Annotated in this window: 27 protein-coding genes; 6 read left to right on the top strand and 21 right to left on the bottom strand. The window is 57.7% G+C overall.

Annotation, left to right across the window (positions count from 1 at the left end):
- Positions 1-4: 4 nt before the first annotated feature.
- From sctC to ABIE13_RS25465, 21 genes are all read right to left on the bottom strand, one after another.
- Positions 5-2,038, bottom strand: coding sequence for a type III secretion system outer membrane ring subunit SctC (gene sctC, locus ABIE13_RS25565; protein WP_354448793.1), 2,034 nt, complete (start codon positions 2,036-2,038; stop codon positions 5-7).
- Positions 2,039-2,054: 16 nt separating this feature from the next.
- A complete protein-coding gene (locus ABIE13_RS25560) occupies positions 2,055-2,426 on the bottom strand; it encodes a CesT family type III secretion system chaperone (protein WP_354448791.1) in 372 nt (123 codons plus the stop codon).
- Positions 2,427-2,544: 118 nt separating this feature from the next.
- Complete coding sequence (gene sctU / locus ABIE13_RS25555; protein ID WP_354448789.1) at positions 2,545-3,603, bottom strand: type III secretion system export apparatus subunit SctU; 1,059 nt, start codon at positions 3,601-3,603, stop codon at positions 2,545-2,547.
- Positions 3,600-4,421, bottom strand: coding sequence for a type III secretion system export apparatus subunit SctT (gene sctT / locus ABIE13_RS25550; protein WP_436278485.1), 822 nt, complete (start codon positions 4,419-4,421; stop codon positions 3,600-3,602). Before sctT ends, sctU begins: the two co-directional genes overlap by 4 nt.
- An 18-nt stretch (positions 4,422-4,439) precedes the next feature.
- On the bottom strand, positions 4,440-4,709 hold the full coding sequence (gene sctS / locus ABIE13_RS25545) for a type III secretion system export apparatus subunit SctS (RefSeq protein ID WP_354448787.1): 270 nt from the start codon (positions 4,707-4,709) through the stop codon (positions 4,440-4,442).
- 15 nt (positions 4,710-4,724) lie between these two features.
- Positions 4,725-5,375, bottom strand: a complete 651-nt coding sequence (gene sctR / locus ABIE13_RS25540; RefSeq protein ID WP_354448785.1) for a type III secretion system export apparatus subunit SctR — start codon at positions 5,373-5,375, stop codon at positions 4,725-4,727.
- Entirely contained in the window at positions 5,372-6,490 is a 1,119-nt protein-coding gene (gene sctQ / locus ABIE13_RS25535; RefSeq protein ID WP_354448783.1) for a type III secretion system cytoplasmic ring protein SctQ, read from the bottom strand. Before sctQ ends, sctR begins: the two co-directional genes overlap by 4 nt.
- A 13-nt stretch (positions 6,491-6,503) precedes the next feature.
- The gene (locus ABIE13_RS25530) at positions 6,504-7,469 is read right to left on the bottom strand and encodes a hypothetical protein (protein WP_354448781.1); all 966 of its coding nucleotides are present in this window, start codon (positions 7,467-7,469) and stop codon (positions 6,504-6,506) included.
- Positions 7,466-7,975 (bottom strand): type III secretion system stalk subunit SctO, encoded by a 510-nt coding sequence (gene sctO / locus ABIE13_RS25525; protein WP_354448779.1) that lies wholly within the window; start codon positions 7,973-7,975, stop codon positions 7,466-7,468. Before sctO ends, ABIE13_RS25530 begins: the two co-directional genes overlap by 4 nt.
- Entirely contained in the window at positions 7,972-9,387 is a 1,416-nt protein-coding gene (gene sctN, locus ABIE13_RS25520; protein ID WP_354448777.1) for a type III secretion system ATPase SctN, read from the bottom strand. The genes sctO and sctN overlap by 4 nt, the downstream gene beginning before the upstream one ends.
- Positions 9,384-10,034 carry an HrpE/YscL family type III secretion apparatus protein gene (locus ABIE13_RS25515; protein WP_354448775.1) on the bottom strand — a complete coding sequence of 217 codons (651 nt, stop codon included), beginning with the start codon at positions 10,032-10,034 and terminating at the stop codon, positions 9,384-9,386. Before ABIE13_RS25515 ends, sctN begins: the two co-directional genes overlap by 4 nt.
- A complete protein-coding gene (locus tag ABIE13_RS25510; RefSeq protein ID WP_354448774.1) occupies positions 10,013-10,714 on the bottom strand; it encodes a SctK family type III secretion system sorting platform protein in 702 nt (233 codons plus the stop codon). Before ABIE13_RS25510 ends, ABIE13_RS25515 begins: the two co-directional genes overlap by 22 nt.
- A 152-nt stretch (positions 10,715-10,866) precedes the next feature.
- Positions 10,867-11,673: a type III secretion system inner membrane ring lipoprotein SctJ gene (gene sctJ, locus ABIE13_RS25505; RefSeq protein WP_354448772.1), complete on the bottom strand. Its 807-nt coding sequence runs from the start codon at positions 11,671-11,673 to the stop codon at positions 10,867-10,869.
- Between the two features lie 26 nt (positions 11,674-11,699).
- Positions 11,700-12,131 carry a type III secretion system inner rod subunit SctI gene (gene sctI / locus ABIE13_RS25500; protein ID WP_354448770.1) on the bottom strand — a complete coding sequence of 144 codons (432 nt, stop codon included), beginning with the start codon at positions 12,129-12,131 and terminating at the stop codon, positions 11,700-11,702.
- A 239-nt stretch (positions 12,132-12,370) separates the two neighbouring features.
- Complete coding sequence (locus ABIE13_RS25495) at positions 12,371-12,784, bottom strand: tetratricopeptide repeat protein (protein WP_354448768.1); 414 nt, start codon at positions 12,782-12,784, stop codon at positions 12,371-12,373.
- Between the two features lie 57 nt (positions 12,785-12,841).
- Positions 12,842-13,339, bottom strand: coding sequence for a tetratricopeptide repeat protein (locus ABIE13_RS25490; protein ID WP_354448766.1), 498 nt, complete (start codon positions 13,337-13,339; stop codon positions 12,842-12,844).
- Positions 13,340-13,362: 23 nt separating this feature from the next.
- Positions 13,363-14,565, bottom strand: coding sequence for a type III secretion system translocon subunit SctE (gene sctE, locus ABIE13_RS25485; protein WP_354448764.1), 1,203 nt, complete (start codon positions 14,563-14,565; stop codon positions 13,363-13,365).
- Between the two features lie 11 nt (positions 14,566-14,576).
- Complete coding sequence (locus tag ABIE13_RS25480; protein WP_354448762.1) at positions 14,577-15,278, bottom strand: hypothetical protein; 702 nt, start codon at positions 15,276-15,278, stop codon at positions 14,577-14,579.
- Positions 15,279-16,052: 774 nt separating this feature from the next.
- The gene (locus tag ABIE13_RS25475) at positions 16,053-16,562 is read right to left on the bottom strand and encodes a SycD/LcrH family type III secretion system chaperone (RefSeq protein ID WP_354448760.1); all 510 of its coding nucleotides are present in this window, start codon (positions 16,560-16,562) and stop codon (positions 16,053-16,055) included.
- A gap of 30 nt (positions 16,563-16,592) precedes the next feature.
- Positions 16,593-17,381 carry a hypothetical protein gene (locus ABIE13_RS25470; protein WP_354448758.1) on the bottom strand — a complete coding sequence of 263 codons (789 nt, stop codon included), beginning with the start codon at positions 17,379-17,381 and terminating at the stop codon, positions 16,593-16,595.
- A gap of 78 nt (positions 17,382-17,459) precedes the next feature.
- A complete protein-coding gene (locus ABIE13_RS25465; RefSeq protein ID WP_354448756.1) occupies positions 17,460-17,726 on the bottom strand; it encodes a hypothetical protein in 267 nt (88 codons plus the stop codon).
- A gap of 358 nt (positions 17,727-18,084) precedes the next feature.
- On the opposite strand from ABIE13_RS25465, the gene sctW reads away from it, so the two are divergent.
- The 6 genes from sctW to ABIE13_RS25435 all read left to right on the top strand — a co-directional run bounded on the left by sctW (position 18,085) and on the right by ABIE13_RS25435 (position 23,930).
- Positions 18,085-19,194: a type III secretion system gatekeeper subunit SctW gene (gene sctW, locus ABIE13_RS25460; RefSeq protein ID WP_354448754.1), complete on the top strand. Its 1,110-nt coding sequence runs from the start codon at positions 18,085-18,087 to the stop codon at positions 19,192-19,194.
- A 1-nt stretch (position 19,195) separates the two neighbouring features.
- A complete protein-coding gene (locus tag ABIE13_RS25455) occupies positions 19,196-19,573 on the top strand; it encodes a hypothetical protein (RefSeq protein ID WP_354448753.1) in 378 nt (125 codons plus the stop codon).
- A gap of 212 nt (positions 19,574-19,785) precedes the next feature.
- Complete coding sequence (locus tag ABIE13_RS25450; RefSeq protein WP_354448751.1) at positions 19,786-22,116, top strand: hypothetical protein; 2,331 nt, start codon at positions 19,786-19,788, stop codon at positions 22,114-22,116.
- Positions 22,117-22,191: 75 nt separating this feature from the next.
- Positions 22,192-22,611 carry a type III secretion system chaperone gene (locus tag ABIE13_RS25445; RefSeq protein ID WP_354448749.1) on the top strand — a complete coding sequence of 140 codons (420 nt, stop codon included), beginning with the start codon at positions 22,192-22,194 and terminating at the stop codon, positions 22,609-22,611.
- Between the two features lie 378 nt (positions 22,612-22,989).
- Entirely contained in the window at positions 22,990-23,451 is a 462-nt protein-coding gene (locus tag ABIE13_RS25440) for a type III secretion system chaperone (RefSeq protein ID WP_354448747.1), read from the top strand.
- A gap of 38 nt (positions 23,452-23,489) precedes the next feature.
- A complete protein-coding gene (locus ABIE13_RS25435; RefSeq protein WP_354448745.1) occupies positions 23,490-23,930 on the top strand; it encodes a type III secretion system chaperone in 441 nt (146 codons plus the stop codon).
- Positions 23,931-24,085: the final 155 nt, after the last annotated feature.

Genomic DNA, 24,085 nt, shown 5'->3' with positions numbered 1-24,085 from the left:
CCTGTTACTTCATCGTGCCGATATCATTTTCACCGGAGGCTGGAAAAGTCTGAATCGGTTCTGCGCGGGTTGGCGAAGTCAGTGGCCTGGCCAGCGGGAAGGCTCTTGGAGGCGGATTGATCAAGGTGGCGGGGTAGTCTGGCGCAGGGGTAGGTTGGTAGGCCGATGCATCGGCCGAAGGGTCGCGGCCCACTGGCGCGGTAATGCGCGGCACAGGGCCGCCAGGGAGCACGGCGGGTTCAGGATCAGGCAGGGTCACCACACGCGGCTTGATAAGAAACAGCCGCTCGCGCGCCTGCAAGGAATTGACCTTGTGCGAAAAGAGCGCGCCTACGACAGGAATAGAGCCAAGCACCGGGATGCGGTCGTTGGCCTGCGTCACATACTGAGTGTTGTAGCCACCAATGAGCAGCGTCTGGTTCTCCCCCACGAGGGCCTGCGTACTGACTGTGCTGCGCCGCACAACAGGCAGATTGTCGATTTGCTGCTCCTGAATCTGGCCGTCTTCTATATCCACGTCCAGCTGCACGGTAGGGCCGATGCCACTTGGGCTGATGAAGCGGGGAGTCACCTTGAGTGTGGTGCCCACGGTGACGGGGGTCACCGTCGCTACGCGCTCTCCAGTGGCGCGAATATAGAAAGTCTCTGAGAGGTCGAGCAAGGCACCTGTGTTGTCCAGCGTCAGTATCGATGGCCGTGACTGGATCGTCGCTTCGCCAAGGCTTTCCAGCGCTCGGATTCTGGTGACCAGGTAATTGCCAGCGTCCAGTACCGTGGAGGTCGTGCTGATGCCACTACCGCGCGCAGCGGCTGAGATAGTGAGAGCTCCTGGGGTGGCAGACACATCGCCAAAACCTGCTGCGAGGCCGCCTTTGCGGCCACCCCATGCAATCCCCAGTTCGTCCAGGCGAGTAGAGTTGACATCAATAATGAGCGCCTCGATCTCTATCAAGGCGGTGGGCACGTCAAGTTGCTCGATCAATGCCTTGAACATTGGCAAGCGCTCTGGCGTGTCTTGAACGATAAGCGCATTCAAGCGCGAATCAGCCTGAATGGACGGCAGGCGGCGACGCAAGGCCACGAGATTGGCAGACCCATCTCGCATGACGCCATCGGCGCTCTGACCTTCTCCCAGCGCTTGAGTTCCCAGCGTTGCTGCCGGTGTCATTTGAGAATCCGCGGTTCTCAGGGGGCCCAGTTGAGGGTTGCCGCTCGCCCTCAGTGGAGCCGCCAGCCGTGACACTGCGTCGTTGTTGGCCGTAGGCACAGAGGCGGAATCATTCGTGACCAGATCACGCAGGACCTGCGCCAGGCCTTTGGTGGTGATCTGCCGATCCCGGTAGGTCATGGTCCTGTCGTCGACCGATGCATGTTTGAGCCTGAAAACGGCAACTTGTTGACCGCCCGCGACCAAGGGCAAGCTGTCTACGGTGCGCTTGATCATGGCCACGTATGCCGGGGGGCCGGAGATCAGGGCGAGGCCTTGTTGAGGCAACTCGCCCCAGCCAAAGCGCGGATCCAGCGCGCCCAGGCTGGTGAGCGCCTCACGCATCGCTCCAATACTGGCGCCCGAGCTGTTGATGCTGGCGGTAGCGACCTCGTTGGTACGGCTGATGAACAGCGTACCCGCGTGAGTGAACCACTGAAAACCGTACACGCCGCCTAGCTGGTTAAGAAAGTCCGATGGGCTGCGGGCCTGAAACCGCCCGTTGACGTTACCTGTGACCTGAGGTGAGAGGTCCAGCGTCAGGGTGAAGGAACCTGCAAACTCGCGCAGCACGGTGGCCAGCGGAGTGGCCTTGTCTGCGTAATAGTTGTAGGAGGCGTCGCCCCACGGCGGCGGACCAGCATACGCGGCAGGTGCGGTGGCAGCCAGCATGACGGCGGCGGCTACGCTGGCCAGGCGATGGCGGGTCAGAAAATAGCCCCCACGCTCCCTCGCTGCGCGTAGTGCGCTACCCCCTATGCCGGGCGCCCCCGAGGGGGCGCTCTTTGTTTTGGGGCGGCCTGGCAACAAAAAAAATGATGACGATTTCATTGAGCTAATCGGTCTTTCAGTGAGTCTTGGCTGCACTAGTCCAGAAGGCCAGCTCATTAACGAAAGAACCTATATGTTCATCCAGCGCCTGAGGGGATCCTGCTTTGCACAATTGTTGGAGCCAAAGTCCGCGTTCGTTCGCATCGACTGCGCAGGTCACCGATGAGCGGAGCATTCGGCCGCAGGCCAGCAAGCCGTATAGGCGCAGCACATCATCCCGAGCAGGCCCGGGTTCCGGCAGGCTGCGTAGCCGCGAGCGCACCAGAACGCGTCCATCTGCTCGTTGGAGCAATTGCAACTGATAAACATCATCGACAGTCATAGACAGTCGGTTGCCGGTGATAGGGGCGTCTTGCCCCAAGCTGGCCGCGTACTCGGCAAGAATCATGCAGCCTCCTGAACAAGGCGAGAAGCCAGAGCATGATGCATGCCACGGCGGGCCGTTGAAACTCGGCGTGGGTGGTTTTTGACAGTGAAAGAGGGCATGGGAATTCGTTGACACCTTTTCAGTCCATGGGCGGCGTACCGTCTGCCAAGAGCTGGCGCAAAAGTCGCAGAAGCTCGGCGACAGGCTCGACGAGTTCGGATGGGATGTATTGGCCAGCGGTGGATTGCTCGGTGAGCGCGCGCGCCAATGGGATATTTTGCATCACGGGTACCCCAGCTTCGCGCGCGGCATGACGCATGCGGCCGGCCAACGCACCTTCTCCCATGGCGAGCACCACGGGTAAGGGGGTTTCACCTTCTTCGTAATGCAATGCCACTGCCAGATGGGTGGGGTTGGTCACCAGTACCGTCGCTTTGCGCGCGCTGTCCACAGCGCCTTCCTGCATCATCTCCTGATGCAAATGCCGACGTTTGTGTTTGATGATCGGATCACCCTCCATCTGCTTGTATTCCTGCTTGACCTCGCTCTTGGTCATCATCAGACCTTTTCGATAGCTGTAGCGCTGCCATGCAAAATCTGCCAAGGCAATGGCTGTGTAGGCCAAACCTATGCAGATCAACATATTCTTGATGAGCTCTCCGACGATCTGGCCCAGCCCAGCCACCCCGGCTTGCGGAATGCTGGTCATGATGGGAAAAGCATCGCGCAGCAGCAGCCAGAGCAGCGCCGACAGAAAGATGATCTTCACCGAAGACTTCAGAAATTCCACCAGATTTTTTTTGGAGAAAATATTCTTCAGGTTGGCGATAGCGTTCAGTTTCTTGCCAGAAGGTTTGAGCTTCTCAAACGCCAGAACCAGACCCACCTGAAGGGCGTCGGAAAAGATACCCAACACAAGAATGATGCCCAGAAGCGGCAGCGTAAGCCAGGCGGCTTCGGTCACCAGCTTGGTGATGAGAATTTCCGCGGCATCTTCAAAATGCATCTCCATCAACGTGGTCGGCAGAAGAATCATTTCCATCAGGTCTTCCATCAGGAAGCCGGCGGCCGTCAACAAATATCCGAAGATCGCGATGATCAGTACCGTCTGGGTGAAGTCCTTGCTGTAGGCCACGTCGCCTTTTTTGCGCGAATCACGCAAGCGTTTGGCCGTGGGTTGTTCGGTCTTCTCGCTCATCGGGCGACCTCCGGTGACCACTGTTCAGTCAGAAAAGGCATGATGCCTCCCACTGACTCGACCAACTCAGCGCCGTACTCGAACAAGGTGGCGGCATAGAGCACCAGGATGAGTATTGACAGCCCGCTCTTGACGGGCATGGCCACAAAAAACACTTGCAACTGGGGCGCAAATCGACTGACCAGGGCCAACCCCAGTTCGGCCAGGAACATGGCCACGATGGCCGGTGCGGCCAGCAGCATGGCCATGCGCACCAGGCGGTTCAGCTGGTCCAGAAGCAGCACGGCAGATTCTGCTCGGAAATGCGGAATCCACCCCGTGACGCTCCACATCTGAAAGCTGTCATACAACATGCCCAACATCAGGGCGAACCCACCAGAGACCATGAAGAACACAATGAAGGCCTGGTTGAACAAGATGCCCAAGGGAGAGGAATCGTTTCCTGTCAGCGGGTTCAGGGTGGCAGAGATGCTCGCTCCGCGCTGGTTATCAATCAGGAAACCGACGGCCTCGAAGATCCAGAAAGGGATGGCCACAATAAAGCCCATCACGAAGCCCACGAACACTTCCTTGAGGATCATCAGCATCCAGAAGGCCGGGGAAGTGGAATCCATGACGGCCATCTGGCCTGCCACGACCGGCATGGCCACCAGGCCAAGCGCGCCTGAAATGGCAAAGCGAACCAGTCCTGGAACAATCTGCGAGTTGAAAAGTGGCAGCACCATGAACATGGCCAGAATGCGCGGCTGCGTCATCGAGAGCGAAAGGAGATAAACCCTTGCGTCTTCGTAGTTGAGCGGAATAGCCAGCGCTTCCAAAGCCTTCTCTCAGCAGAACTAATGGCCAACGGTTGCCATGGCGTCAAAAATCTGTACGCCGAAGTTATAGAGTTCCCCGCCCATCCAGCGTGCCGTGAGCAAAATCGTTACCGTGACGGCGATCAGCTTGACGCCAAATGAAAGGGTCTGCTCCTGGATCTGCGTCAAAGCCTGGAACAACGAAAACAAGGTGCCCACCAGCGCGCCCACCACGATAGGCGGCAGGGAAAGCCACAGCGTCAGGTAAAGCGCCTGCGTAAAGTAGGAGACGACGTCAACGGTTTGCATAGGGCCTTTGCGAGGTCAGACGTAGGAAAGGATCAGGCTCTGAATCAATCTGGACCAACCATCCAGCATGACGAACAGAAACAGCTTGAGAGGCAATGAGATGGTCACTGGGGAGACCATCATCATCCCCATGGCCAAGAGAATGTTGGAGACGATCAGGTCAATCACCACGAACGGCAGATAAAGCAGGAAGCCGACCTGGAACGCGACTGTCAGCTCAGACACCATGAAGGCAGGCATCAGCACCATGAAGTCGCGGTCGGTCATGCCCGCTGAAAGCTCGGGGCCCCATAGCCGCTTCGCGGTGCGCACAAAGAAATCCCGCTGCTCTGGCTTGCTGTTGCGCACCATGAATTCACGCAGCGGCTCCGCTCCCTCTCGAACGGCCGTGACCATGGAGCTCACACTGCTCATCGTTTCGGGGCTCGCAGTCATGCGGTCGTACATGTGAGCTCCCACAGGCGCCATGATGTAGGCGGTGAGAATCAGGGCAATGCCATGGAGTGCCAGGTTGGGCGGCACTTGCTGCACCCCCAGCGCATTGCGCAACAGGGCCATGACCACCGTGATCTTCAGGAATGAGGTGGTCACCACCACCACAGTGGGCAGCAGTGCCATCAGCGCCAGCACCAAGGCTAGCGTGATCGGATCGAAACTTGGGCTCATTCGACCTCTTGCTGGCTGCTGGCAAACAGCGTACGAATACTCACGCCCAGCTGCCCGTCTATTTCCACCAGGTCACCTTCGCCAACACGGGCGCCATTGGCACGGATGGTCACCGCGCCAGAGAGCGGTCTCGCAAGCGAGATCGCCTGACCCGGCTGCAGAGCGCGCGCCTCGGCCACGGTCAGCGTGACATCTCCCAGATCGAAGGAAAGGCGAACAGGTACCCCATCAATTGAATTGACGTTGGCAGATGGGGGCATTTCGGCGGGCATGGTAGAGCTCCAGGCTTGGGTCACAATCAATTGAGGGGGGACGGCGGAGAGGGGCTCGTTGTCCGAATGCAGCGCATCAGCTTCTGGTGGTGTGTCGTCTTGTGCGGGCGGTGCCGGCAAATGGACCTGAAGCCCGGCTGCGCCATCGGCGCTCAGCCACAGCATGCGCTGCGCTCCCAAGTGGCATCCATCCATCAGTACGACATCACCTTGCGCCAGAGCACCAAGCTCGTGCGAAGGCAGATGGGTAAAGCCGATCTCCGCTGCCAGCTTCAAGACCAGGTGGTCGTTCAGAGCACCCGGCACGGGCGCGCGCTTGCCGAGCAGGCCCGCCACCAGGAGTAGTCCTAGCGAGTCGGTATGCAATGAGGCCTTGATGGCAGCCGAGTCGTCCTCTGTACGCAGGTGCACGCCAAGCGTGTTCGCACTGTCGCCCGGTACTACCCCATCCTTTTGCATTCCCAGCCATTGCGGCATTCCACGCCCTAGCGTGTTGAGCACACTGAGTGTGTCTGTGAGAGCGGCCTCCAGTACGGCTGAAGCAAGTTCGTGTGGCAGCTCGGCCAACGAAGCGCCAGGCATCAGAGAACCCGCTACCTGGTTGGCGATTGCATGGGGCAGCTGGAGGTGGAACTCCGCACCAACCCATTCGAAGCTCAGCAACCAGTCGCCGGGGGCCATGGGTTCCGGACTGTCCGGGTGGAGGTCAACACGCCATGGCGCATTTCCCAGGTGCAGCACCAGGCCGCTGCCCCGCTGCGCGATAGCCGTGCGCGCTTTGGCCTCGTTGCGTGAAAGACGGGGCGGCTGATGGGTAGTAAAGGGAGATGAAAAATCGGGCATGGGAGACACGCGTTCAACCTGAAAATGCTTGATGACGCGTTTCCACGGGGGAGGGGTCTTCGGGATCGTCGGTGACCACACGAACCAGTGTGTCCTGGCTCAGCCGGGTGGAAAGAGATTCGCCCAGCCAGGGCACAGCCCGAACAAGGCGCGTACGTGATTGCTCATTGGCGCAAATGAACTGCGCCACGATGGCGCCTTGATCTCTGTAGACCTCCACAACCACACCGGGTAGATTTTCCGCCGCAAGTTCCATGCGAACCACAGCGCCATGCGTGGTTTCCCCCACCATCAGGCGACTGGCCATGCGCAGGATGCTTCCCTCCAACTCGGCCATCGCAGGCGATTGCTCCGCGGGAGCAGGGGTGGCCTCGGGAGCAGTCGAATTCCCAAAAAGATCAAAAGGGCGCAAGCTGGCCACGCTCTGCTCATGCGCCTGCGGCGGTGGCTCATGCGGTCCTGCGTCTGCGGACTCTTGAAGTTTGCGCAGCCTACGTGCATCTTGTTCCAGCTCGTAGGGGTCAGCGTGTGACTGGGAAGGTTGGCGATGCACCAGGTCTTGTTGCGCGCTTTCTTCCGCCATGGGGGTATTTGTCTCCGGCTGGGCCGCGACAGGGCTTTCAGTCGCTGGGGTAGTGGACGCTGTAGCCGTAGGTGCGGTGGCAGGTGTAGTGATGGCCATGGCTGGAGCGCTTTGGCCAAACAATTCGAAAGGTTGCAGGTTGGCTACGTTCGGCTCTTGCGGCAGATCGGGGAGAGGTGGGGGAGCTGGAGGAGTTGGCGTCGCGGGCTCTTGCGCCTCGAGGAGTTCACGCAATTTGAGCGCGTCTTGCTCCTGCTGATGTTGGTCGGGGTTGGGCTGGGCATTCGAGCCCAAGTCTGGTCGATTACCCAAGGCATTGTCAGAACGAGAGTCAAAATTGGGTTGTGAGGACATGCCAAGATCAAGGGAAACAGGGCGATCGCTGCTGAGGTTCATGTCCGGCTCTCCTGTGAGAATATGGATTCCCAGTCCTCGCGGTCTCGCCGGACGCTGGCGGCCTCTTCCATTTCCAGGTCCTCCAGTCGATCTGCATCGCGCGCAGAGGCGAGATCGAAGTCGCGTGAAAGGTCTTCGAACTTTGTTTTTTGCCTATGGGCTTCCTTGTGCGAGGCACGCGCAGCGGTCAGCGCTTGCTCGGCCTCCTGCTCTTCCTTACCAGCCGCGGTCACAACGTCCTGTTGGCGATCCTCGCGCTGGCGCAGGCCTGTGACCGCGTGGCGCACGTCTTCAATATCGCGCAGGCGCACGACATGCTGGCACAGGTCGTTATACAGGCGCGCTTCTATCTCCATTCCTTCGCGCAACAAGTCCGCCAGTCGCTTCTGCTCCGTTTCGTGGTTCTCGTGAGCCAGTCTGGTCAAATCGATCTGGCGGCGCATGCGCAGCTCCGCCTGGTTCTCTCGAAAACTCTTGATGCGCAGCAGTTCAGGAAACACATTCATTGCAGGCCCCCGGGCGCTGGTCCTACCAGGGCGCGCATGTGTTTCAATGTCTCATCCATTGAACAATGTTCATTGGTACGTTGCTTCAAGAACGAGCGAATGGCCTCAATCTTGTCAATGGCCTCGTCTGTAGCGGCGTCTCCGCCTCTCTTGTATTCCCCGATCTTGACCAGCAGCTCCACTTCTTCGTACTTGGCCATCAGTTCGCGCAACCGTCCAGCCAGCCATTTGTGTTCGGGGGTGGTCACCGCGTTCATCACCCTGGAGGTAGACGCCAGGACATCGATGGCAGGGTAGTGGTTGGCCGACGCGAGTCGTCTTGAAAGCACAATGTGACCGTCCAGGATGGATCGCGTTTCATCCGCAACCGGTTCGGTCATGTCGTCGCCTTCCACCAGCACGGTGTAGAGGGCGGTGATCGAGCCGCGGTCATTCATGCCCGAGCGTTCCATCAGCTTGGGCAGCGTAGCGAACACGCTGGGCGGGTAACCGCGGCGCGTAGGCGGCTCGCCTGCGGCCAATCCGATCTCCCGTTGCGCACGGGCAAATCGGGTCACCGAGTCCATCAGGAACAGCACCTTCTTTCCCTGATCGCGGAAAAACTCGGCAATCGCGGTGGCTACGTAAGCCGCCTTGGAACGTTCCATGGAAGATTTATCGCTGGTGGCGCAAACGATCACGGCGCGCCTGCGACCTTCGGGGCCCAGCTCGTGTTCCAGAAACTCGCGGACCTCGCGACCCCGCTCGCCGATCAGGGCGACCACGGTCACATCCACTGCCGCGCCTTTGACGAGCATGCCCATCAGTGTGGACTTGCCGCCGCCGGCCGCGGCAAAAATGCCCATACGCTGGCCTTCCCCGCAAGTCAGGACGGAATCCAGCGCACGCACCCCCAGCTCGACAGGTGCGCTGATGATGCGGCGCGTCAGCGGGTCGGGCGCTTCTGCGAACACGGGGTAGTACTTCGTGGCCTCTAGCGGCCCGTGCTCTGCGACGTCAAGTGGACGGCCAAGTCCGTCCAGCACCCGCCCAAGAAGTCCAAATCCTACTGGCACCATGTGGGCCCGGCCAGTCGGAATCACCTCGGTGGCGGAAGAGATCCCATACATGTCGCCAATGGGTGTGAGCAGTGCAGCATCGCGCGCGAACCCCACCACCTCGGCCTTCATCTCAAAGTCCTCGCCAGGGTTTCGGAGCAGGCAGACTTCGCCAATCTTCACGGTGGGCACCACCGCCTTGATGATGGTTCCAACGACCTGGGTAACCCGGCCTTTGATGCGCAGCATGGGCGTGTCCTGCAGCGCCAGATCCATCATCTCGGTGATGTAGTGGAACTGCCGGTGTGCTCGCGCGGGGGCAACGCTCACCGTCTCAGATGAGCGCTCGACGGGGTGCGCAGGAGGTGGCGTCATATGCGATTGCCCAAAACCTTCTGGAAGGCCGCCTGCAAGGCCGCAATCTGTCCTTCTATGCTGGCTTCCACCATGCCAATTTCACTTTCCAGAATGCAGGCTTCTGCATCCAGGCGTCCATCGGGCACGATATCCAGATACCCTACACCGGGGTAGGCCGCCAGCAGCTCGTTGGTGTGCGCTCGCACAGCGTCAACTTGACGTGGATTGACGCGAAGCGTCATCTGCTTCTGGTTTCGAACCACGGAAAGTGCGTTCTTCACGACGATCACCACGCGTTGCTCGTCATCGAAATCGTCAATGATCTTGCGCACGGCGGCCATCACAAGAGCCACCATGTCGGATTCGACCTTCGCAAAGTAATCCACCGTCCTGCTCACGGTGTCTATCATTTTCTCGGCCTGCTCCATGCGGGCTTCTGCCACGCCTTCTGCATAGCCGCGCTGGCGTTCCTTTTCGAACGCGTCATTGGCGCCAGCCACGATGGCGTCTGCCTGAGCCCGCGCAGCCTCCAGCATGGCTTCGGCATCAGCCCAGGCGTTCACTTCTGCCGCCCGCAGAACCTGCGTGCCAGGGGCCACATGGGCCTGCAACTGACGGGCCGGCTTCAGAGGATCCCGAGACGCTAAGGGAAGCACAAAAGCCATGTGGGCTCCATTTGATGCAGTCGTTGAAGGCAAACGGCGCGCGCTTGTGGCGCTGCCAGCCCAGAGACACCGCGGGCTTTGGCTCCCAGGCTGGAGGGGGGCAGCTTCCAGTTGGCGCGCTCGCGAAGAGGCGCTGGGGCATCATGCCAGGCTTGGGCCAGCAGGCCGCAGCCCAGCTGGTCTGCAGCTTCCGCCCAGCCAGCCTGCACCCAGCCTTGTGCATCGGCTGAACCAGGGAGCAATTTGGCAGCGCCCTCAAGTGCCCAGTCCATGCCATCCTCACCCAGATCTGAGCGTACCCTCAACACTTCTTCTCGTTCCACTATTTTCCGCAAGGCTGCTCCCAGCAGGGCGATCCCAAGGTCACGGGAAAGTCGCTGCAGCAGCGACGGAGAAGCCAGGGCTAGCGGCAAGGCCGGTTCGCCCAGGTTAAGTACGGGCGCTGCCATGGCACCCAGCCCGCTCAAAAGGCTTTGAGACCACGCACGGTGCAAGATCTCCAGCACACTTGGAAGCGCAGCTGCGGTCGCTTCTGAAAATCCGGTTGGGGGGGCCAGGTAGGGCACTTGCGCGGGGTGCAACGTCTTGCTTGGCAACAGGTTGAATTCAAGCAGACGAGGCAGCGCCTCGCCGCCGAGGCCTGGCCAGCGGACATCAGAGGGAACTGCCAGTTGATTCATTCAGGCACCCTCTAATTTGGGAACCTGCAGGCACTTACGAGGCCTGGACAGTGACAACGCGGTCGTGAACCACTTTCCCCCAAGACACGGAAGGGGCGCAGCAATGGGCATTGCCGCTGTTCGCGTCACCTGTGAAGCCGTGATGTTGACCTTCAAGCCATCACTTCCTTTTTAGGGGAGAGATCACGTCGGGCGGGCAAAACGTAACGCCAAAGCACAGCGCCTAGAGCGCCCAGAGTCAGCACGATGATCGCCACCAGGCTCCAGACCAGCGTAGACAGTCCGGACGCTGAAGCTGCACCCACATCAAAGCCCATCCAGTGCACGGTGGGTGGTGTGGCCACTTCACCCATTGGGGCCTGCGCGGCAACGAAGACGATGGAGACGCGTTCGGGCGCGAGACCCGGAATGCTGTTGGTCACCAGCCGACGGATCTGAGGTTGAAGAAGCTCCAGGTCATAGCCTTCCTGATGCTTGATGAACACCGCAGCTGTGGACTGAGTGCCGGGCTCGCCCGCAGTCCCGCGCTCAGGCAGCACGACATGTACGCGTGCATACAGCACGCCATCAATTTTCGATAAGGTCCCTGATATTTCCTGTGACAGCGCATAGATGTAGCGAGCTCGTTCTTCAAGTGGTGAGGAGATCAGTCCTTCCTTCTTGAACACCTGTCCCATGCCTGCATAACGTTCACGTGGCAAGCCATTTTCGCGCAGTACTTGCAGGGCGCGGCTGACCTGATGCCCCTCAACGCGTACAGCGACCATGCCGTCTTTGCCTGCCACCTTGTTGGCAGAAATGTCGGCCTTGAGCAAGGCGCCGAGCACTTCGTTGGCCTCTTCTTCCGGAATGGCGCCCATCAGGTCCACACGGCCGCTACAGGCAGCCAGCACTATGCAAAGGCTCATCAGCGCCACTTGCATCATGTGGCGCATCCAAGGCAAAGAGCGTGAGCCCATGGGTGCAAATCCTTGAACGCCCAATGTCATTGCACGCGTACCAATTGGTCGAAGTTCTGCGTTGAGCGGCTAACCACTTTTCCCAGCAATTCAAACTGCACGGACATCTGCGTCACCTGCAACTGCAAGTTCATCATGTCGCGAAGGCTCATGGATTGATCGGACTGCAGCTCCGTTTGCAGGGTGGTCCAGGTGTTTCTGAAGTCCTCTGAGACGCCCTGCAGGGATGCCAGCATGCGGTCGCCCCGGGTTTCGGAAGTTGCACTGACACTGGCCAGGGCAGCAGATGGCTCTGCTGCCACTGCCACCGGCGCCACTTCCGGTGCATTCATGATGGCTGCAAAGCGTGCCGCCGCCAGTTCGTTGGGTGCAGCGGCCGGTGCCACCCAGGTTTCCCGGGGCGCTGAACCTTCGGTGCGAGCCAGTTGAGCGACGAGTGTGTTGGCGACGGATTCCATGATGAAGCGTCCTTTAAGATATTTTGATTATCTCGAAGATTCAGAGGTAGAGCGGCATGGCGACATGGTTTTTTGGCGCATTCCGCGGTTCTTTCTTGGGATCATTTGCGAAGCGCTTCTATCAGGCACTTTTTTGAGGCCTTTCAGGTTTTCTTCATCGCCGGGCCGCTCCCAAGATGAAAAGCGCCCCCTCGGGGGGCGGCGGACCTCGCGAAGCGGGGAAGCGTGGGGGCCATTTTTCAAGCAGTTCCCATGGCGTCTTGCCCTAACAACTTACGAGCAAGCCGCGTGCCATCGCTGGTGCCCTCAGGGCGATCCGCTTGCTTGGCCACCTCTCGCAGCACCCGCTGACTTTGGCTGATTCGTCCATCCAGTTGTAGCGCCAGGCCGTGCATGGCCTGCACCATGTCGGAGTCCTCGCCAGGGGGGAGGCTGGCAGTGGCCAGATGGGTGGCTGCATCGCCTGCGCGGCGGGCATTCATCAGTGCGGTGGCCAGTCCCACATGGGGAAAGGCTTTTTCTGGCCGTAACAGCAAAAGCGCGCGGAAGATCGGTTCGGCGCGCGCCACATCTCCCCTGGCAGAGGCCAGGAATCCGATTTCGGTGAGCAGGTGGATATCTGAACTGTCAGGAAGTGAAGATGCTGTGGACATTGGAGAGTAAGGAGGTAATTTGACCGGCAGCCTGGGCGAATTTCTTTCATCCTCCCGTCAGGGAGCTGATTGCGGCAAATTACTGCCCAGGCGATCCAGGAAAGACTGTACTCGGCGTTTCAAGGAGCTCCCGTCCTCGGAAATTTCGAGAAGCAAATTGAGTGTGGTCAGTGCTGCTGAGACTTCGCCCAGCGCAAGTTGGCACTCAGCAAGTTGCACGCCTGGTTCCAAGTGATCCGGAAACAGTGTGAGCATGAGCGCGTACACATTTTTCGCCTCGTCAAGCCGGCCCAGTTCGCGCGTGCACTGAGCCAAGCCAGCCAGATAATGCCGACGGCTTGGTCCGTATTGGGACAGGAAGGCGAAGATCGGCAGCGCTTGTTCCCATTGTTTTTGCTGGGCGTGGGCATAACCCATGCCGTAAATCACTTCCAACTGTTCAGGTGAAAAGCGGTTTGCGGCGGGAAGCTTCTCGAACTCCTCATGAAAAGCCTCTGAAAAGGCTTTAAGGTCGAACTGATCAGCTTGCGTGTCGCTCTGGGAAGAATCTGTCATGGTGTACGGCTCCTTGGCGATTTTCAGACGGCAACCTTGGAGTTGCCGAGATTGGTCATGATTGAGCTCGAATTTTTATAGTACTCGCCGATCATTTCAGTGAAATCTTCTGTAGATGCTTGGGACATCAACAAGAGTCTCTTGAAGCTATCGAAGGTTTGCTCCTGCTCATTCTGAAGCTCGACCATCAGGGCGTCGATCTTCTTCTTATCCACTGAAATTTCAGACGCATTGGCTTGGTACCGAGCTTGAGCGATGGTGTTGACGCCGGATGCAACCTGTGTACTGCCCTGGATGGAGTTTGTGCCTACGCCCATCAGCATTCGGACAACCTTGTTCATGGAGTCATTGGGTATTTTTCTCGCGGCGAGTGCCATGACAACTCCAATCGTGACCGTTGCGGTGGTTCCAACCGCCATGGTGACGATCATCTTGGTTTTGTCAGAGGCGCCTGCCAATTCGCAAATGCCTTTGGACATGTCGCCCAGCAGTTGCGGTTCCACCAGGATCGCACCGGTCAAAACACCGACGCCCCCGGCAGCGACCAGGCCGATGCGGCCAGCGGTGTCCTTGTCTACCCCAACCTTGGTCAGAAACCCTTCCACCGCTTTAGTCAGGAGTTTGGATATTGAAAAGGAGGAATCCGGATTCTTTTCCTTGACGCATTGGTCGATGAATGAAATGGAAGCCCCCACCAAACCTATGACCGCAAGTGCCATAAGCGGTGACGCGGCTCCAGCCGTGGCCACGGTGGCCACGGTGGCGACCACAGCCGCCACCACAGCAACAATTTTCCCTATCCAACCCAGTATTTTGGCTCTGCGAGCCGCCTTTTGGGCTTTCAAGTCCGCAGAAAGCTCGTCCTGGATTTTGACCTTCTGGCTTTCATTGGCCTTTAGTGATTTGTTGCGGTTGGCCTCAATTCTGTTTTCCATGTTTTTCTTCTGGCCCTCATGCCCGGTGTTCACCAGGAAGTCAAGCAGGTTCGCCAACTCTTCATCATGAAGAACCCCAGCGAGAGGGGCGGCCAGGGCGGGAGCTCCGTTGGCATCCTTTAACGGGTTCTGAGTGTTCGGCAGTCCAAACGCATCAAAATCCTGAGGGCCGGCCACGGGCCGGGCAACATTGGTTCGGTCAGCAGGTGCTGCGTCCTGTGCAGCCCACACATCGACAGTTTTGCTTGGCAGCGCGGAGCCGGGCGACAAATTGGCTGGAATGGCACTCATGATGACCCCTTCTAAGCCATATTTCTGGCAATCGATTTTTTGGCTTCCAGTTCAGACCTTAGTGAAGCATCAAGTTTGTCAAGCACATACCTTGAATTTTCAATTGACTGGTTGAAGATTTCATTCTGTTGCTGGTAATCCATTTCGTGCTTTTGTGCAGCAGCGTTTTGAAAGGATTTTTCTGCATCATGTTCGGCTGCTCTGTTTTCGTTCCAGGCGCGTGCGGACGCGCCAATTCCAGATGCGAGTTGATTGGTGGCCTCGGAACCGGCTGAAATCGTCCGGTAGGAATCCATTTTCCTGGAAAGATTTTTTTCCCATTGGTCTACCGAACGATTGAACTCGTCTGCTTCCCGGTTGGAAAGCTCCTGTTCTTTCAATTGGTTCTGCTTTTCATTCGCTTCAATGGCTCGCTCCCGCAGAGATTTCTCTTTGGTTGTGACGGGCTGCGAATTCGATTCATTGGCCTCCGATGCAGGATTGCTGTCGGGTTTTGAAATCTCAGCTGGCTTTTTCGACTCCGACGCCCCTGCCGAACCTTGGTTCTTCATGGGAGTCAGTTCGATTTCCTTTTCATGCTGGCGCTTCTGATTGCTTGGGCGAGACCGAGACACCTGCTCCTGAGTGGCTTGGGGCTCCTGCTCGGATTTGTTCTTTGCTGCAGCCAGAGCTTTTTCGTTGGCCTTGGCGCTGACTGTGGGACTGGAGCCCAATTCGGGAGCTGCAGGTTGTTTGGGCGCGGGTGCGCCAGCCAGATTCGCTTTGGGTGTCGCAACTGAGCCAGTGGCACCTATGACTGGCTGTTTGGACGCCAGGGCATTGGTTGCCTTGGCGGCGTCCGAAGGCTTGGTGGGAGCAGGTGAGGCCAATTTGGCTTTGGCGGATCCCACGCCACTCAAGACTGCTCCTCCAAGAGAAACGGCTCCGCCCCCGGCTTGGAGAATGCCTTGTACCACGCCTCCCCACATTCTCAGCGGAATACCCTTTTTTTCTTCCTCCGCTGCGTTGAGCAAACTTTTCTGCCGTGATTGGGAAGCGATGTTGCGCTGATCACGCGCATTCACTCGCGCTTCTTGAAACAACCTCTGAAAGAGCGCCAAGACCGCAAAAATATCAGCGCCGGCGTCCCCGCGTGATGACTTCACCGCAAGACGCGCCGATTGAAGATCTTCGCGATTCGAAGGTTTAGGGGCGGGAAGTAATTTGTCGCCATCATTTTCTCCGGGTGCGCCTTTTGGAATGGCATCCAGATTGGGCGCTTCAGTCGATGGAGATTTTTTGCTCGCCGCTACCTTGGAATCAGAGGCCTCGTCCATGATGGCCAAGCTACTGGGAGGCGTCGTGCGGATATTAGAAGTAGAAATGCCCATGATACGTACTCCTTCTGAAAATTGGTCTTACGATCCCAAGAAAAGCGGGAAGTGAAAATACAAGGATGCAGTGGAAAAATTTGACTTGCCTGATCAGCTTTTCATTTTCCGTGGGTATTAAGGAGCAGGCGACCCCACCTTGGCGTCCATCATGGCAAGCACCGCTTCAGCCCGCTTCTTGACTGCACTGAATTTGTCATCGTTCTCGGCCAGCTCGATAGCGAGACCCAGTGTTTCCTGAGCCAGGTCTGTCCGGCCCAGCGCCATCAGGCAATCAGCACTGTGAATAAGGGGTGTGGGGTCATCCTCCATCGTCAGCGCGGCGGTTGAATAGTGTTGCAGGGCGTCTTCATAGAGCCCCTGCATTTGGGCCGCACCGGCCAGCGCCATGAGGTAGCGCGGGTTGAGGTGGTCATAGATCACCAGCATGGAGAAGACTTTGAACGCCTCCTGATACCGCGCCTGGGTATAAAAACCGTGTCCGACCTGATAGAGCGCTTCGCGCTGCGCGACCGGAATATCCATGGCATCGCCCAATGACCCGCCTTCACCCAGCCATTGCTGCGCTTCCTTGATTTGGGCCAAGGCCTGCTCTTCGCTCAGTTCATCGAGTGGTTTGAATTTCATACGCGCCCTTGGTCAATATTCAAAAAATAATTACATTTTGCTGACGATGGAACTGAACACGTCGAAGTACTTCTTGATTACCGACGAGAGCGATTCCAGAGCGTTGGAACGCTTGCTCATCAGCTGTTGCAATTCAAGCTGCTCCATTTGACTGGTGGAGTTCGCGCTGTCAATCAAACCTTGTACGGTGTTGATTGCATCGTCGACTTTATTTTTTGTGGTGTCTGAATCAAATATCCGAATCTCCATATCTGGTGGGTAGTTTCCTTTTTCCAGATACGGAATGTCTTTCTCGGATTTTGCCATGAAATCCTTTATTCTTTTGATTTCAGATTCGTTATATGAGACGGTATTTGCGCTTCCCGATGATTTTCCAGATTTATAATCCTCAATCCCTTGCTCTAGTTTTGCGATGTTGCTGGGTCCAGACGCCAAAGATTGTTTTGCCATGGATAATAGTTCCTCAATCGACCTTTGACCCGAGGGGTTTAGGTTGATCCCGGCAAGCTTGACCGCATCTTCTAATTCTTTCTTGTTCTCCGCCAGCCTATCTTTGTTCACTTTGTCGCTTGGCTTCGCATCACTTGGAAAAGAGTTTTTTATTTTGTTGAGAGCGGTCATCACACCATTCAACGCAGTGGATTGCTGGGTTTTTGCCTTCATGCCAGCGATTTTTTTCGACAGTAAGTCGTCATAGTTGTCCATGAGGGCCATCATGACGGCTGAATATTCTTCAAGTACATCGAACCGTTTGGTGGGCTGAACTTCAGATGTCGAGTTGGCCTGAGTGGCGGTGCGCTCTGCGATAGGGGCTACCATAATATTTGCTCAGTAATCTTGTGAAGAAAATAATCGAATAATGGGCTTTATCGGCTGGTAATTGCTAGGCAATCGACTTCAGACCATCTGCCGCCTGGTTTTGGTCCGGGTGGTGGCGGTGGACTTCAAAAGGTCTCGCACTTCCTGGTGTAGGGCTTGCATGTCTGCGTTGAACGCAGCTTCGGCTTGTGCACGAATCTCCGGTGTGGTGACCGATGCAAAGTAAGCTCTGGCTTTGCCCGGGTCGATACCATGCTCTTCGAAGAGCTTGTCTGTTTCTTGCAGCGCCATCTCTGCTTGGGCAATGGCATCCTCGTAAGAGAGCGTTCGGTTTGATGAAGACATACTCAAGCTTCCTTTAGAACGGTTTGATCAGTGGTGCTGCGCTTGCATGCCGCACTTATAGGGTAAGTAACTGCAGCATGAGCATGGTTCCAACTTTTAGACTTCTTTTTTGAAGTGTGGCCGAATGGATTACGCGCGCTGGCGTTGTACCACGTAGAGCTTCATTTCCTGCCCTCGGCGCGGGCTGGCAGGGGCTACGCAAACGTTGTTGCCCTGAGGACTCTGGCGCACTCGCGTGCATTCTGAATACTATTAGCCAATGATCAGACCAGGACAGGAGAAATGGAACTTTTTTGTTGCATGATTGACTCACAACGTAGACGTAAGGCAACAGTTTTTATCATTTTTGGGGGCTGACATGAATCTGGTGGATAAGACAGGCGGTTTGGCAACCCCCTTCGATAGGCCCCGTGGGCGCGCTGGCGAAGGCGGGGCGGCCATGAGTGGCCGAATGGGTGCTGAGCAGTTTGAAGTGGAGATCGAGAACTCCATGCTGGCTGAAGCCGCCGAGGAAATCAGCATGCATTTCGCAGAGTCGGCGGAGTCCAGGCACGTCGCGGAGCGCAAGAAAGAGTTGGCGCGCCCCCGGTCCCTGATGAACCCCGATGCGATAGAGAGCTACATTGAGGACACCGAGGAAGAAGAGGGCGGCTCAGAGAAGTTGCTGATGCTGGTCAAGCGCGTCATGAGCGGGCAGGGTGATCCTGGCATGCACGCCCGTGGCCTCTTCACGCGTCCCACCGCTCAGTACCTGGCACTGCAGTACGCATTGCAGGAAGGGGAAAAGCAAGGCGCTTCTGGGCAAACGCTCGAAAACCTGCACCAGGGTCTTGAAGACCTGGAGATGGAGTTTGGCCCTCGCATAAGAGCCGAACTCAATACCATCGAAGTGGCCAAGGAGGGCGCTCCCGGGCCTGCGGGGGTCGTTCAGTTTCAAGCTGCCTATGTCGATCTGGTTCTGGGCCACGCCACCTTGGCTGGCGCACTCAAGCTGGTTCTGGATCAATTCGGTGAATCTGGTCTTGAGGCGGGTTTAAGCCGTCTGCAGCGCGCATTGGGACAGGACTTGGCAGCGGCGCGCCCCAGTACGGAGCCTGCCCATCTTCAAAATCTTGTGCAGGATCTCTACCACCTGAGCGTGGCCACGACCGTGCTGGACGGTTGCCATGAACTGCTGGCGCAGCAAAAGGCAAGGTTCGGTCTTGCAGAGCAAGGGCAGGCGATTGCGCTCATGAAAGATTTGGTGAGCCTGAGCAGTGAAAGCTGGGTCTCCTCGGATCGTTTTGTGCGCCTTGCAGAGAAGGTGGGTGCGCAAGACGTGGAACCCCAGATCAACTTCCTGACGGGGGTCAAAGGCCTGCTGCGCCAAATCCCGCCGAAGGTCTTTGCCGATCTCGACCAACGTCAGAGCGTATTCAATGCTGCCCAGGACGCGCTTGACGCAGCCATCGACCGAGAGGACGAGTGAAGTGAAAAGACTGGAGCAGGCTCTGGCCGATTTTGGCCAGGAAATGGGCGTGCAGAACTTGGCAACAGGACCAACTGGCGTCGTGGAGCTGCGATTTGATCATGGCGCCACCCTTGGCTTCTTCCGGCAGGGTGAAGAGGTCGTCTTGCACTGGGCAGAACCGGCGCCCTATGAGGGGACGGGGCTTTTGCTGCGAGCCTTCAAACGGTCTAGCGATCCATCGCCCGGCGATCCCCCGCTTCAGGTCGGCTTGCGGCAAGTCGATGGGGTGGACAAGCTCGTTTTGGCAACGCGATTGGCAGAAGACCAATGTGACGCACGCGAATTCCAGCGAGTGACAGCGTGGCTTCGTGAATTCGCGCACGCGCTGAAAAACTGAAATCACGGGCTGGACTTAGCGTCCATTGAGCGTTCGGCGATCGCCATCCTGGCACCGCGTGCCAGCTTACCCGAGTCAGCTAATTTGGAACGTTTATCCTGCCGCCGCCACTTACTCAGTAGAGGGGTCGTGAATCCTGGTATTGCTCAGGACTCGAAGTGGCTCTTGTTGGTCGCGATTTAGGTGAATCAAAACTGTTCAGGACGTGATATATGACAGGCTTTTCCACGATAACTTCGCACTCAGGTTTGAGCTCGCCAAGTGAGGCCATTCTCGAGGCCGGTCAAGCTACTGACACATCATCAACGCTCGAGGTTGGTGAAGGACAAGCTGCAGTTGGAAGCGGTGTAAGCACCGCTTCGCTTCACACCGGCCGTCGAGACCAGCAAAACATTGACTCCGCCAACGAGATCCTCCAAGCCTTGCGAGCACGGGGGATTGACGCCCAGTTCCCGTTTCTAGAGGGTGACGATGAGTTCTTCGAAGCGCAGGGGTTCGAAGTTCACGAAGAAAATAGTCCGCCTGCTCCTTCTGTCGGCGCTACCCCTGGCGCTTCTAAAGCCGTTAGTTTGGGCTCCGGAGAGATGAGCGCGCAGGTCATGAGTGACCCACAGGCTCAACAGCCAGGCTGGGCGGCAAGGATATATTCCGGCATAGCGGACACCGTGGGCAGGACACTTGAATACTGCGACATGGTCATGGCCAATGCCGGGCCGGGTGCCAGGAAACCTGGTGCACCAATCCTGTCCGACGTTTCCGAAGCAACGGCTTCAGAGGCTAAGAAAATCACCGCGGACATAGCCAATGCCGGGCCGGGGGCGAGGAAAGCTGGTGCACCAGTCCTGTCCGACGTTTCCGAAGCAACGGCTTCAGAGGCTAAGAAAATCACCGCGGACATAGAAACCAAGCTTGCCCAACTCTACCGTGCTCTGATTCACACCTATCAAACGCCCGAATTGGCGTTGCAACACCCGGGTGGTTCGGGCTTGGTCCTTGGCAATGCTCCAGACGACGAAGAAAGGTCTGTCTTGAGGATCCGGGCGCTTGCGGCCTTGCAAGTCATGGGTCGCGCCGTCAGTTCCATCGCCGTGGCTGCGACGCTCCCGGCCGCTGCTGCGGAGCCGACCACGGGCTTCGTCGCCAGGATATTCGCGTTTCTCAGTGGCGTGGTTCTGGGAAGTCGTGCCCTCTCTCGCATTCCTGAGAACGCGAATCTGCGTGCCGCCGCCAACCATATCACTGAGGTGATGAACGAAGTCGACGCTCTGCTGGACAAGCTCAATGCCTTGGTACGGCAGGAGCGCATGCGAACGGCCAGCACCAGCCGGGCTCTGCTTGTGTCTCTGGAGCGTGACGATCACATCAAGACCCTGGACAGGCAGATCGAGCAACTGCAAAGCGCTCTGGCCAGGGCCAGTACCCTGCCAGCGGGTTCGACAGTGATCCAGAACAGGCCTGTGGCTCTAGGCCGCGGCGAGGCACGAGCGCTGATGCTTGAACGAATGGCCGACAGCAAATCGGTGTTCGGAGCGATCTTTTCCCTGGTGGGGCGGGCCCTGACCAGCCTGGGGATCTTCATGGCGGGCCTGCCCAGCTTCTTTTTTGGGGATTCTGCCCGCACGGAGTCCGAGCGGAGCGAGCGGGCTTTTTCTGCGAACTACAAGGATGCGCTGATCAAGCTCTCCAGCCGTGCGGAGAACAGCCGACTCGACGCAGTTGAAGACCCGATTCGCCTCATGGAAATGCGCGGTCTGTCCATCAATGAAATCTTGATCGGCCAGGAAGAGGCCGGACGTCAGCTATGCCGCGGTGAAAACCTGCATAGTCTGATCAGGGCTGGCAGCAATCTGGTTCTGGCTGAACTTGTAGTTGGAGACGGTGCCATGACCTATCTGGTGCCAAGCAATGTCACGATCGTTCGAGATCTTGCCTCATACATTGCCGTCATGGCCGATAAGCCTGCCGGGGACCTTGAGGCTCCTTTGGCTCGAACGGACTCCAGCGGCGCACTTTTGACCGCGGACCCTGACGGCAAGCTCTTTAACTTTCTGATGTCCATGCCCACCGCTTACACCGCCAACATGGTGGGGCAAGCCAGCGGTCGCCATTCTGGCATCATGACCATCGATCATCACGGGGCAGGGTTTCCCGGAGGTGCTCGGAGCATGCAGTTCGAACGGGTTTTCAAACGCGACGAAGATGGTCAATTGTCGTTGGATGGAGAGGGTAAACCTATCACGGAAGTACGGATCAGCTTCTTGATCAAGCAATCGAACCCCGTTTTCACGCCCCTGGCCAAAGAGCTGGAGAAAGTGAAGGACTTCATGGTGATCCGAGCCATTGCCGCCAATAGAGCAAGGCGGGAGTCCACGGAGGCGACTGAGAATGTCAAAGTCGCCAGCGTTCTGGCTGACTTCCATGTTGAAGAGTTACAGCAGGTCTTGCGTGAATTGAACGAGGAGAAAGCTGAAGTTGGCGTTTTGATGGCAGCAGACCTGGAGCAGGTCAATGCGCTCAAGCGCTGGAGATATCCGGTCGTCTGAGCGTCGAATGCCCCGTTATCGGAACACGTTCCATACCCTGTTTTTAAGTTCAAACCTGCATAAAGGACCAGTTGCATGAGCCGCTACGCCACACTGCTTGAAGAGTACGCCCGTCTTGTGGGCTTGCCAGTGCAGGAGTTCCTTTCCACCCAGGAACTGGTGATCCAGGATCTTGCCATTGGCATTGCGCCGGAAGGCGACGAAAGCGCGGGCAACCTCAACATCTTTGCTTCCCTGGGGCGCCCAGCGCCCGGCGTAGAGAGCGCTAAGCTCATGCAGCTTATGTTGGAAGCCAATGCTCTGTGGGTAGGAACAGGCGGCTGCACCTTGGGACTGCAAGCGGGCACGGGTGCTGTGTTGCTATGTGTGCGCTTGCCACTGGCCGTGACCGATGCCCACGCGCTATCGGCGGCAGTTCAGGCCTTTGCAGACGTTGCTTTGCTGTGGAGCGAAGTCGTGCAAGGCAGGGTGACGCCAGAGTTGCCCGTGTATTGAGAGCCGCCCGGCGTCGGGGCCGCGGACTTGTTCCTGGGAGCGCCAAGCTCCAGCTTGGCAGTTCGGGGGGCCTGCAAGCGCAGAATTGCCAAGCTGGAGCTTGGCGCTCCCAGGGGGAACAGCCTGATCCAGCGGCGCTTGGCTTGGCCGGAATTGATGGCGGTTTGCCAGAAGTTCGTTTCACCAAGGGGCCGAGAAAATTTCGTCTTGTGGCATGGAACCAAGCCCGCTCCGGGGTTACTTATGAATGTGCGGGTGGTTGATTGAAATTTGCCATCGGTTCGTGAGAAAAATATTCGAGTCGCCTCTCTGTTGTGAAGTGATTTCGCACTGATCAAGAAATCCTGATCAGAGAGAGACATCTATGGAAATCAAAGTATGAGTAATCGCCAATATTTCGATCTGCTGACAGACTATGAGCAACAGGCTCGCCCTGGCGTTGTGAGCATGGATCTCGCGAGCACCGAGGAACTCATCGTCAACGGCCGGGCCGTGAGCCTTTCCTTTGTGCCGCACGAAACCTCTCCGGAAGACGGTATGGTGATTTGCCGCACGGACCTTGCCAAGTTCAGTCAGGATCCTGGAGCCGATATCTGTCGTCTCTTGCTGCAGGCCAATAATCTTTGGGCCGGAACGGCTGGCTCCACTTTGGGCATGCGCGGAAACGACATGCTCATCATGAGCGCCTCCCGGCGCATTGGTTCGCTAAATCCCGACACCCTGGATGTTTTCCTGGGTGTTCTCTGCGCCGACGCAGACAACTGGTCTGCCCGCCTCTCTGCCAAGCCCAAGGTTGAGGCGCCACCTCAAGACTACATGCTGCTGCACATGAGAGCTTGAAAGCCCCACCAAAAGACTGAACTTCATAACTTTGCAACATGACTCAAGAACGATACGACATCGCGCTGGCCGAATTGGCGCAAGACATTGGCCTTGATGCAGCCGCACTGGCGCGCTATGAGGAACTCATCATCGATGGCGTGGCGATCGCGCTTTCGTACGAGCCGGACGAGATGGGCGGTTCCATGCAGGGTGCCTGCTACGTCGGCACGGAGTCTCTGCCAGTAGATGCTTCTCCCGAGTTGCTGCGCGTGCTCTTGCAGGGCAACACGCTAGGTGCCCCTACGCTGGGCGCTACGCTGGGCCTGCAGCGCTCTGGCCGTTTGGTACTGTCTCGCAGAGAGCCGCTGGATGCTCCTCCCTCGCGCCTGACAAATGCCTGGGGAGAACTGGCCGATGCCTCAGCGCGTTGGGCAGAGGCGCTGGACCAGGGCCTGGAAAATCGTGCTCACGAACTGGTTCATGCCGAAGCTCAATAAGCTTGGCGGTGTATAGGCATTGACGATAGTGCACAGAATCTTGCTTGCCGGAGGCGTGGCTTAGGGCGTGTTAACACTAAATTCACCCCCGCGTGAGGCACTGGCGAGCCGCAATCAAGGCGCAAACCGCAGTCGGGTTGGACACCCGGCGAGGT

This window comes from Ottowia thiooxydans (assembly GCF_040548795.1).
Lineage (GTDB): Bacteria > Pseudomonadota > Gammaproteobacteria > Burkholderiales > Burkholderiaceae_C > Ottowia > Ottowia thiooxydans_A.
This window is presented reverse-complemented; position numbering and strand designations above follow the sequence as displayed.

Excerpts from the sequence above, each read along its gene's own strand:
- ABIE13_RS25475 (WP_354448760.1), bottom strand. The coding sequence starts at position 16,562 with ATGAAATTCAAACCACTCGATGAACTGAGCGAAGAGCAGGCCTTGGCC.
- ABIE13_RS25435 (WP_354448745.1), top strand. The coding sequence starts at position 23,490 with ATGACTCAAGAACGATACGACATCGCGCTGGCCGAATTGGCGCAAGAC.
- sctE (WP_354448764.1), bottom strand. The coding sequence starts at position 14,565 with ATGAGTGCCATTCCAGCCAATTTGTCGCCCGGCTCCGCGCTGCCAAGC.
- ABIE13_RS25440 (WP_354448747.1), top strand. The coding sequence starts at position 22,990 with ATGAGTAATCGCCAATATTTCGATCTGCTGACAGACTATGAGCAACAG.
- sctW (WP_354448754.1), top strand. The coding sequence starts at position 18,085 with ATGAATCTGGTGGATAAGACAGGCGGTTTGGCAACCCCCTTCGATAGG.
- sctU (WP_354448789.1), bottom strand. The coding sequence starts at position 3,603 with ATGAGCGAGAAGACCGAACAACCCACGGCCAAACGCTTGCGTGATTCG.
- sctN (WP_354448777.1), bottom strand. The coding sequence starts at position 9,387 with ATGACGCCACCTCCTGCGCACCCCGTCGAGCGCTCATCTGAGACGGTG.
- ABIE13_RS25490 (WP_354448766.1), bottom strand. The coding sequence starts at position 13,339 with ATGACAGATTCTTCCCAGAGCGACACGCAAGCTGATCAGTTCGACCTT.
- sctR (WP_354448785.1), bottom strand. The coding sequence starts at position 5,375 with ATGAGCCCAAGTTTCGATCCGATCACGCTAGCCTTGGTGCTGGCGCTG.
- ABIE13_RS25495 (WP_354448768.1), bottom strand. The coding sequence starts at position 12,784 with ATGTCCACAGCATCTTCACTTCCTGACAGTTCAGATATCCACCTGCTC.
- ABIE13_RS25530 (WP_354448781.1), bottom strand. The coding sequence starts at position 7,469 with ATGAACCTCAGCAGCGATCGCCCTGTTTCCCTTGATCTTGGCATGTCC.
- ABIE13_RS25465 (WP_354448756.1), bottom strand. The coding sequence starts at position 17,726 with ATGTCTTCATCAAACCGAACGCTCTCTTACGAGGATGCCATTGCCCAA.
- sctJ (WP_354448772.1), bottom strand. The coding sequence starts at position 11,673 with ATGGGCTCACGCTCTTTGCCTTGGATGCGCCACATGATGCAAGTGGCG.
- ABIE13_RS25510 (WP_354448774.1), bottom strand. The coding sequence starts at position 10,714 with ATGAATCAACTGGCAGTTCCCTCTGATGTCCGCTGGCCAGGCCTCGGC.
- sctS (WP_354448787.1), bottom strand. The coding sequence starts at position 4,709 with ATGCAAACCGTTGACGTCGTCTCCTACTTTACGCAGGCGCTTTACCTG.
- sctQ (WP_354448783.1), bottom strand. The coding sequence starts at position 6,490 with ATGCCCGATTTTTCATCTCCCTTTACTACCCATCAGCCGCCCCGTCTT.
- sctO (WP_354448779.1), bottom strand. The coding sequence starts at position 7,975 with ATGAATGTGTTTCCTGAACTGCTGCGCATCAAGAGTTTTCGAGAGAAC.
- ABIE13_RS25515 (WP_354448775.1), bottom strand. The coding sequence starts at position 10,034 with ATGGCTTTTGTGCTTCCCTTAGCGTCTCGGGATCCTCTGAAGCCGGCC.
- ABIE13_RS25560 (WP_354448791.1), bottom strand. The coding sequence starts at position 2,426 with ATGATTCTTGCCGAGTACGCGGCCAGCTTGGGGCAAGACGCCCCTATC.
- ABIE13_RS25470 (WP_354448758.1), bottom strand. The coding sequence starts at position 17,381 with ATGGTAGCCCCTATCGCAGAGCGCACCGCCACTCAGGCCAACTCGACA.
- sctC (WP_354448793.1), bottom strand. The coding sequence starts at position 2,038 with ATGAAATCGTCATCATTTTTTTTGTTGCCAGGCCGCCCCAAAACAAAG.
- ABIE13_RS25445 (WP_354448749.1), top strand. The coding sequence starts at position 22,192 with ATGAGCCGCTACGCCACACTGCTTGAAGAGTACGCCCGTCTTGTGGGC.
- ABIE13_RS25450 (WP_354448751.1), top strand. The coding sequence starts at position 19,786 with ATGACAGGCTTTTCCACGATAACTTCGCACTCAGGTTTGAGCTCGCCA.
- sctI (WP_354448770.1), bottom strand. The coding sequence starts at position 12,131 with ATGGAATCCGTCGCCAACACACTCGTCGCTCAACTGGCTCGCACCGAA.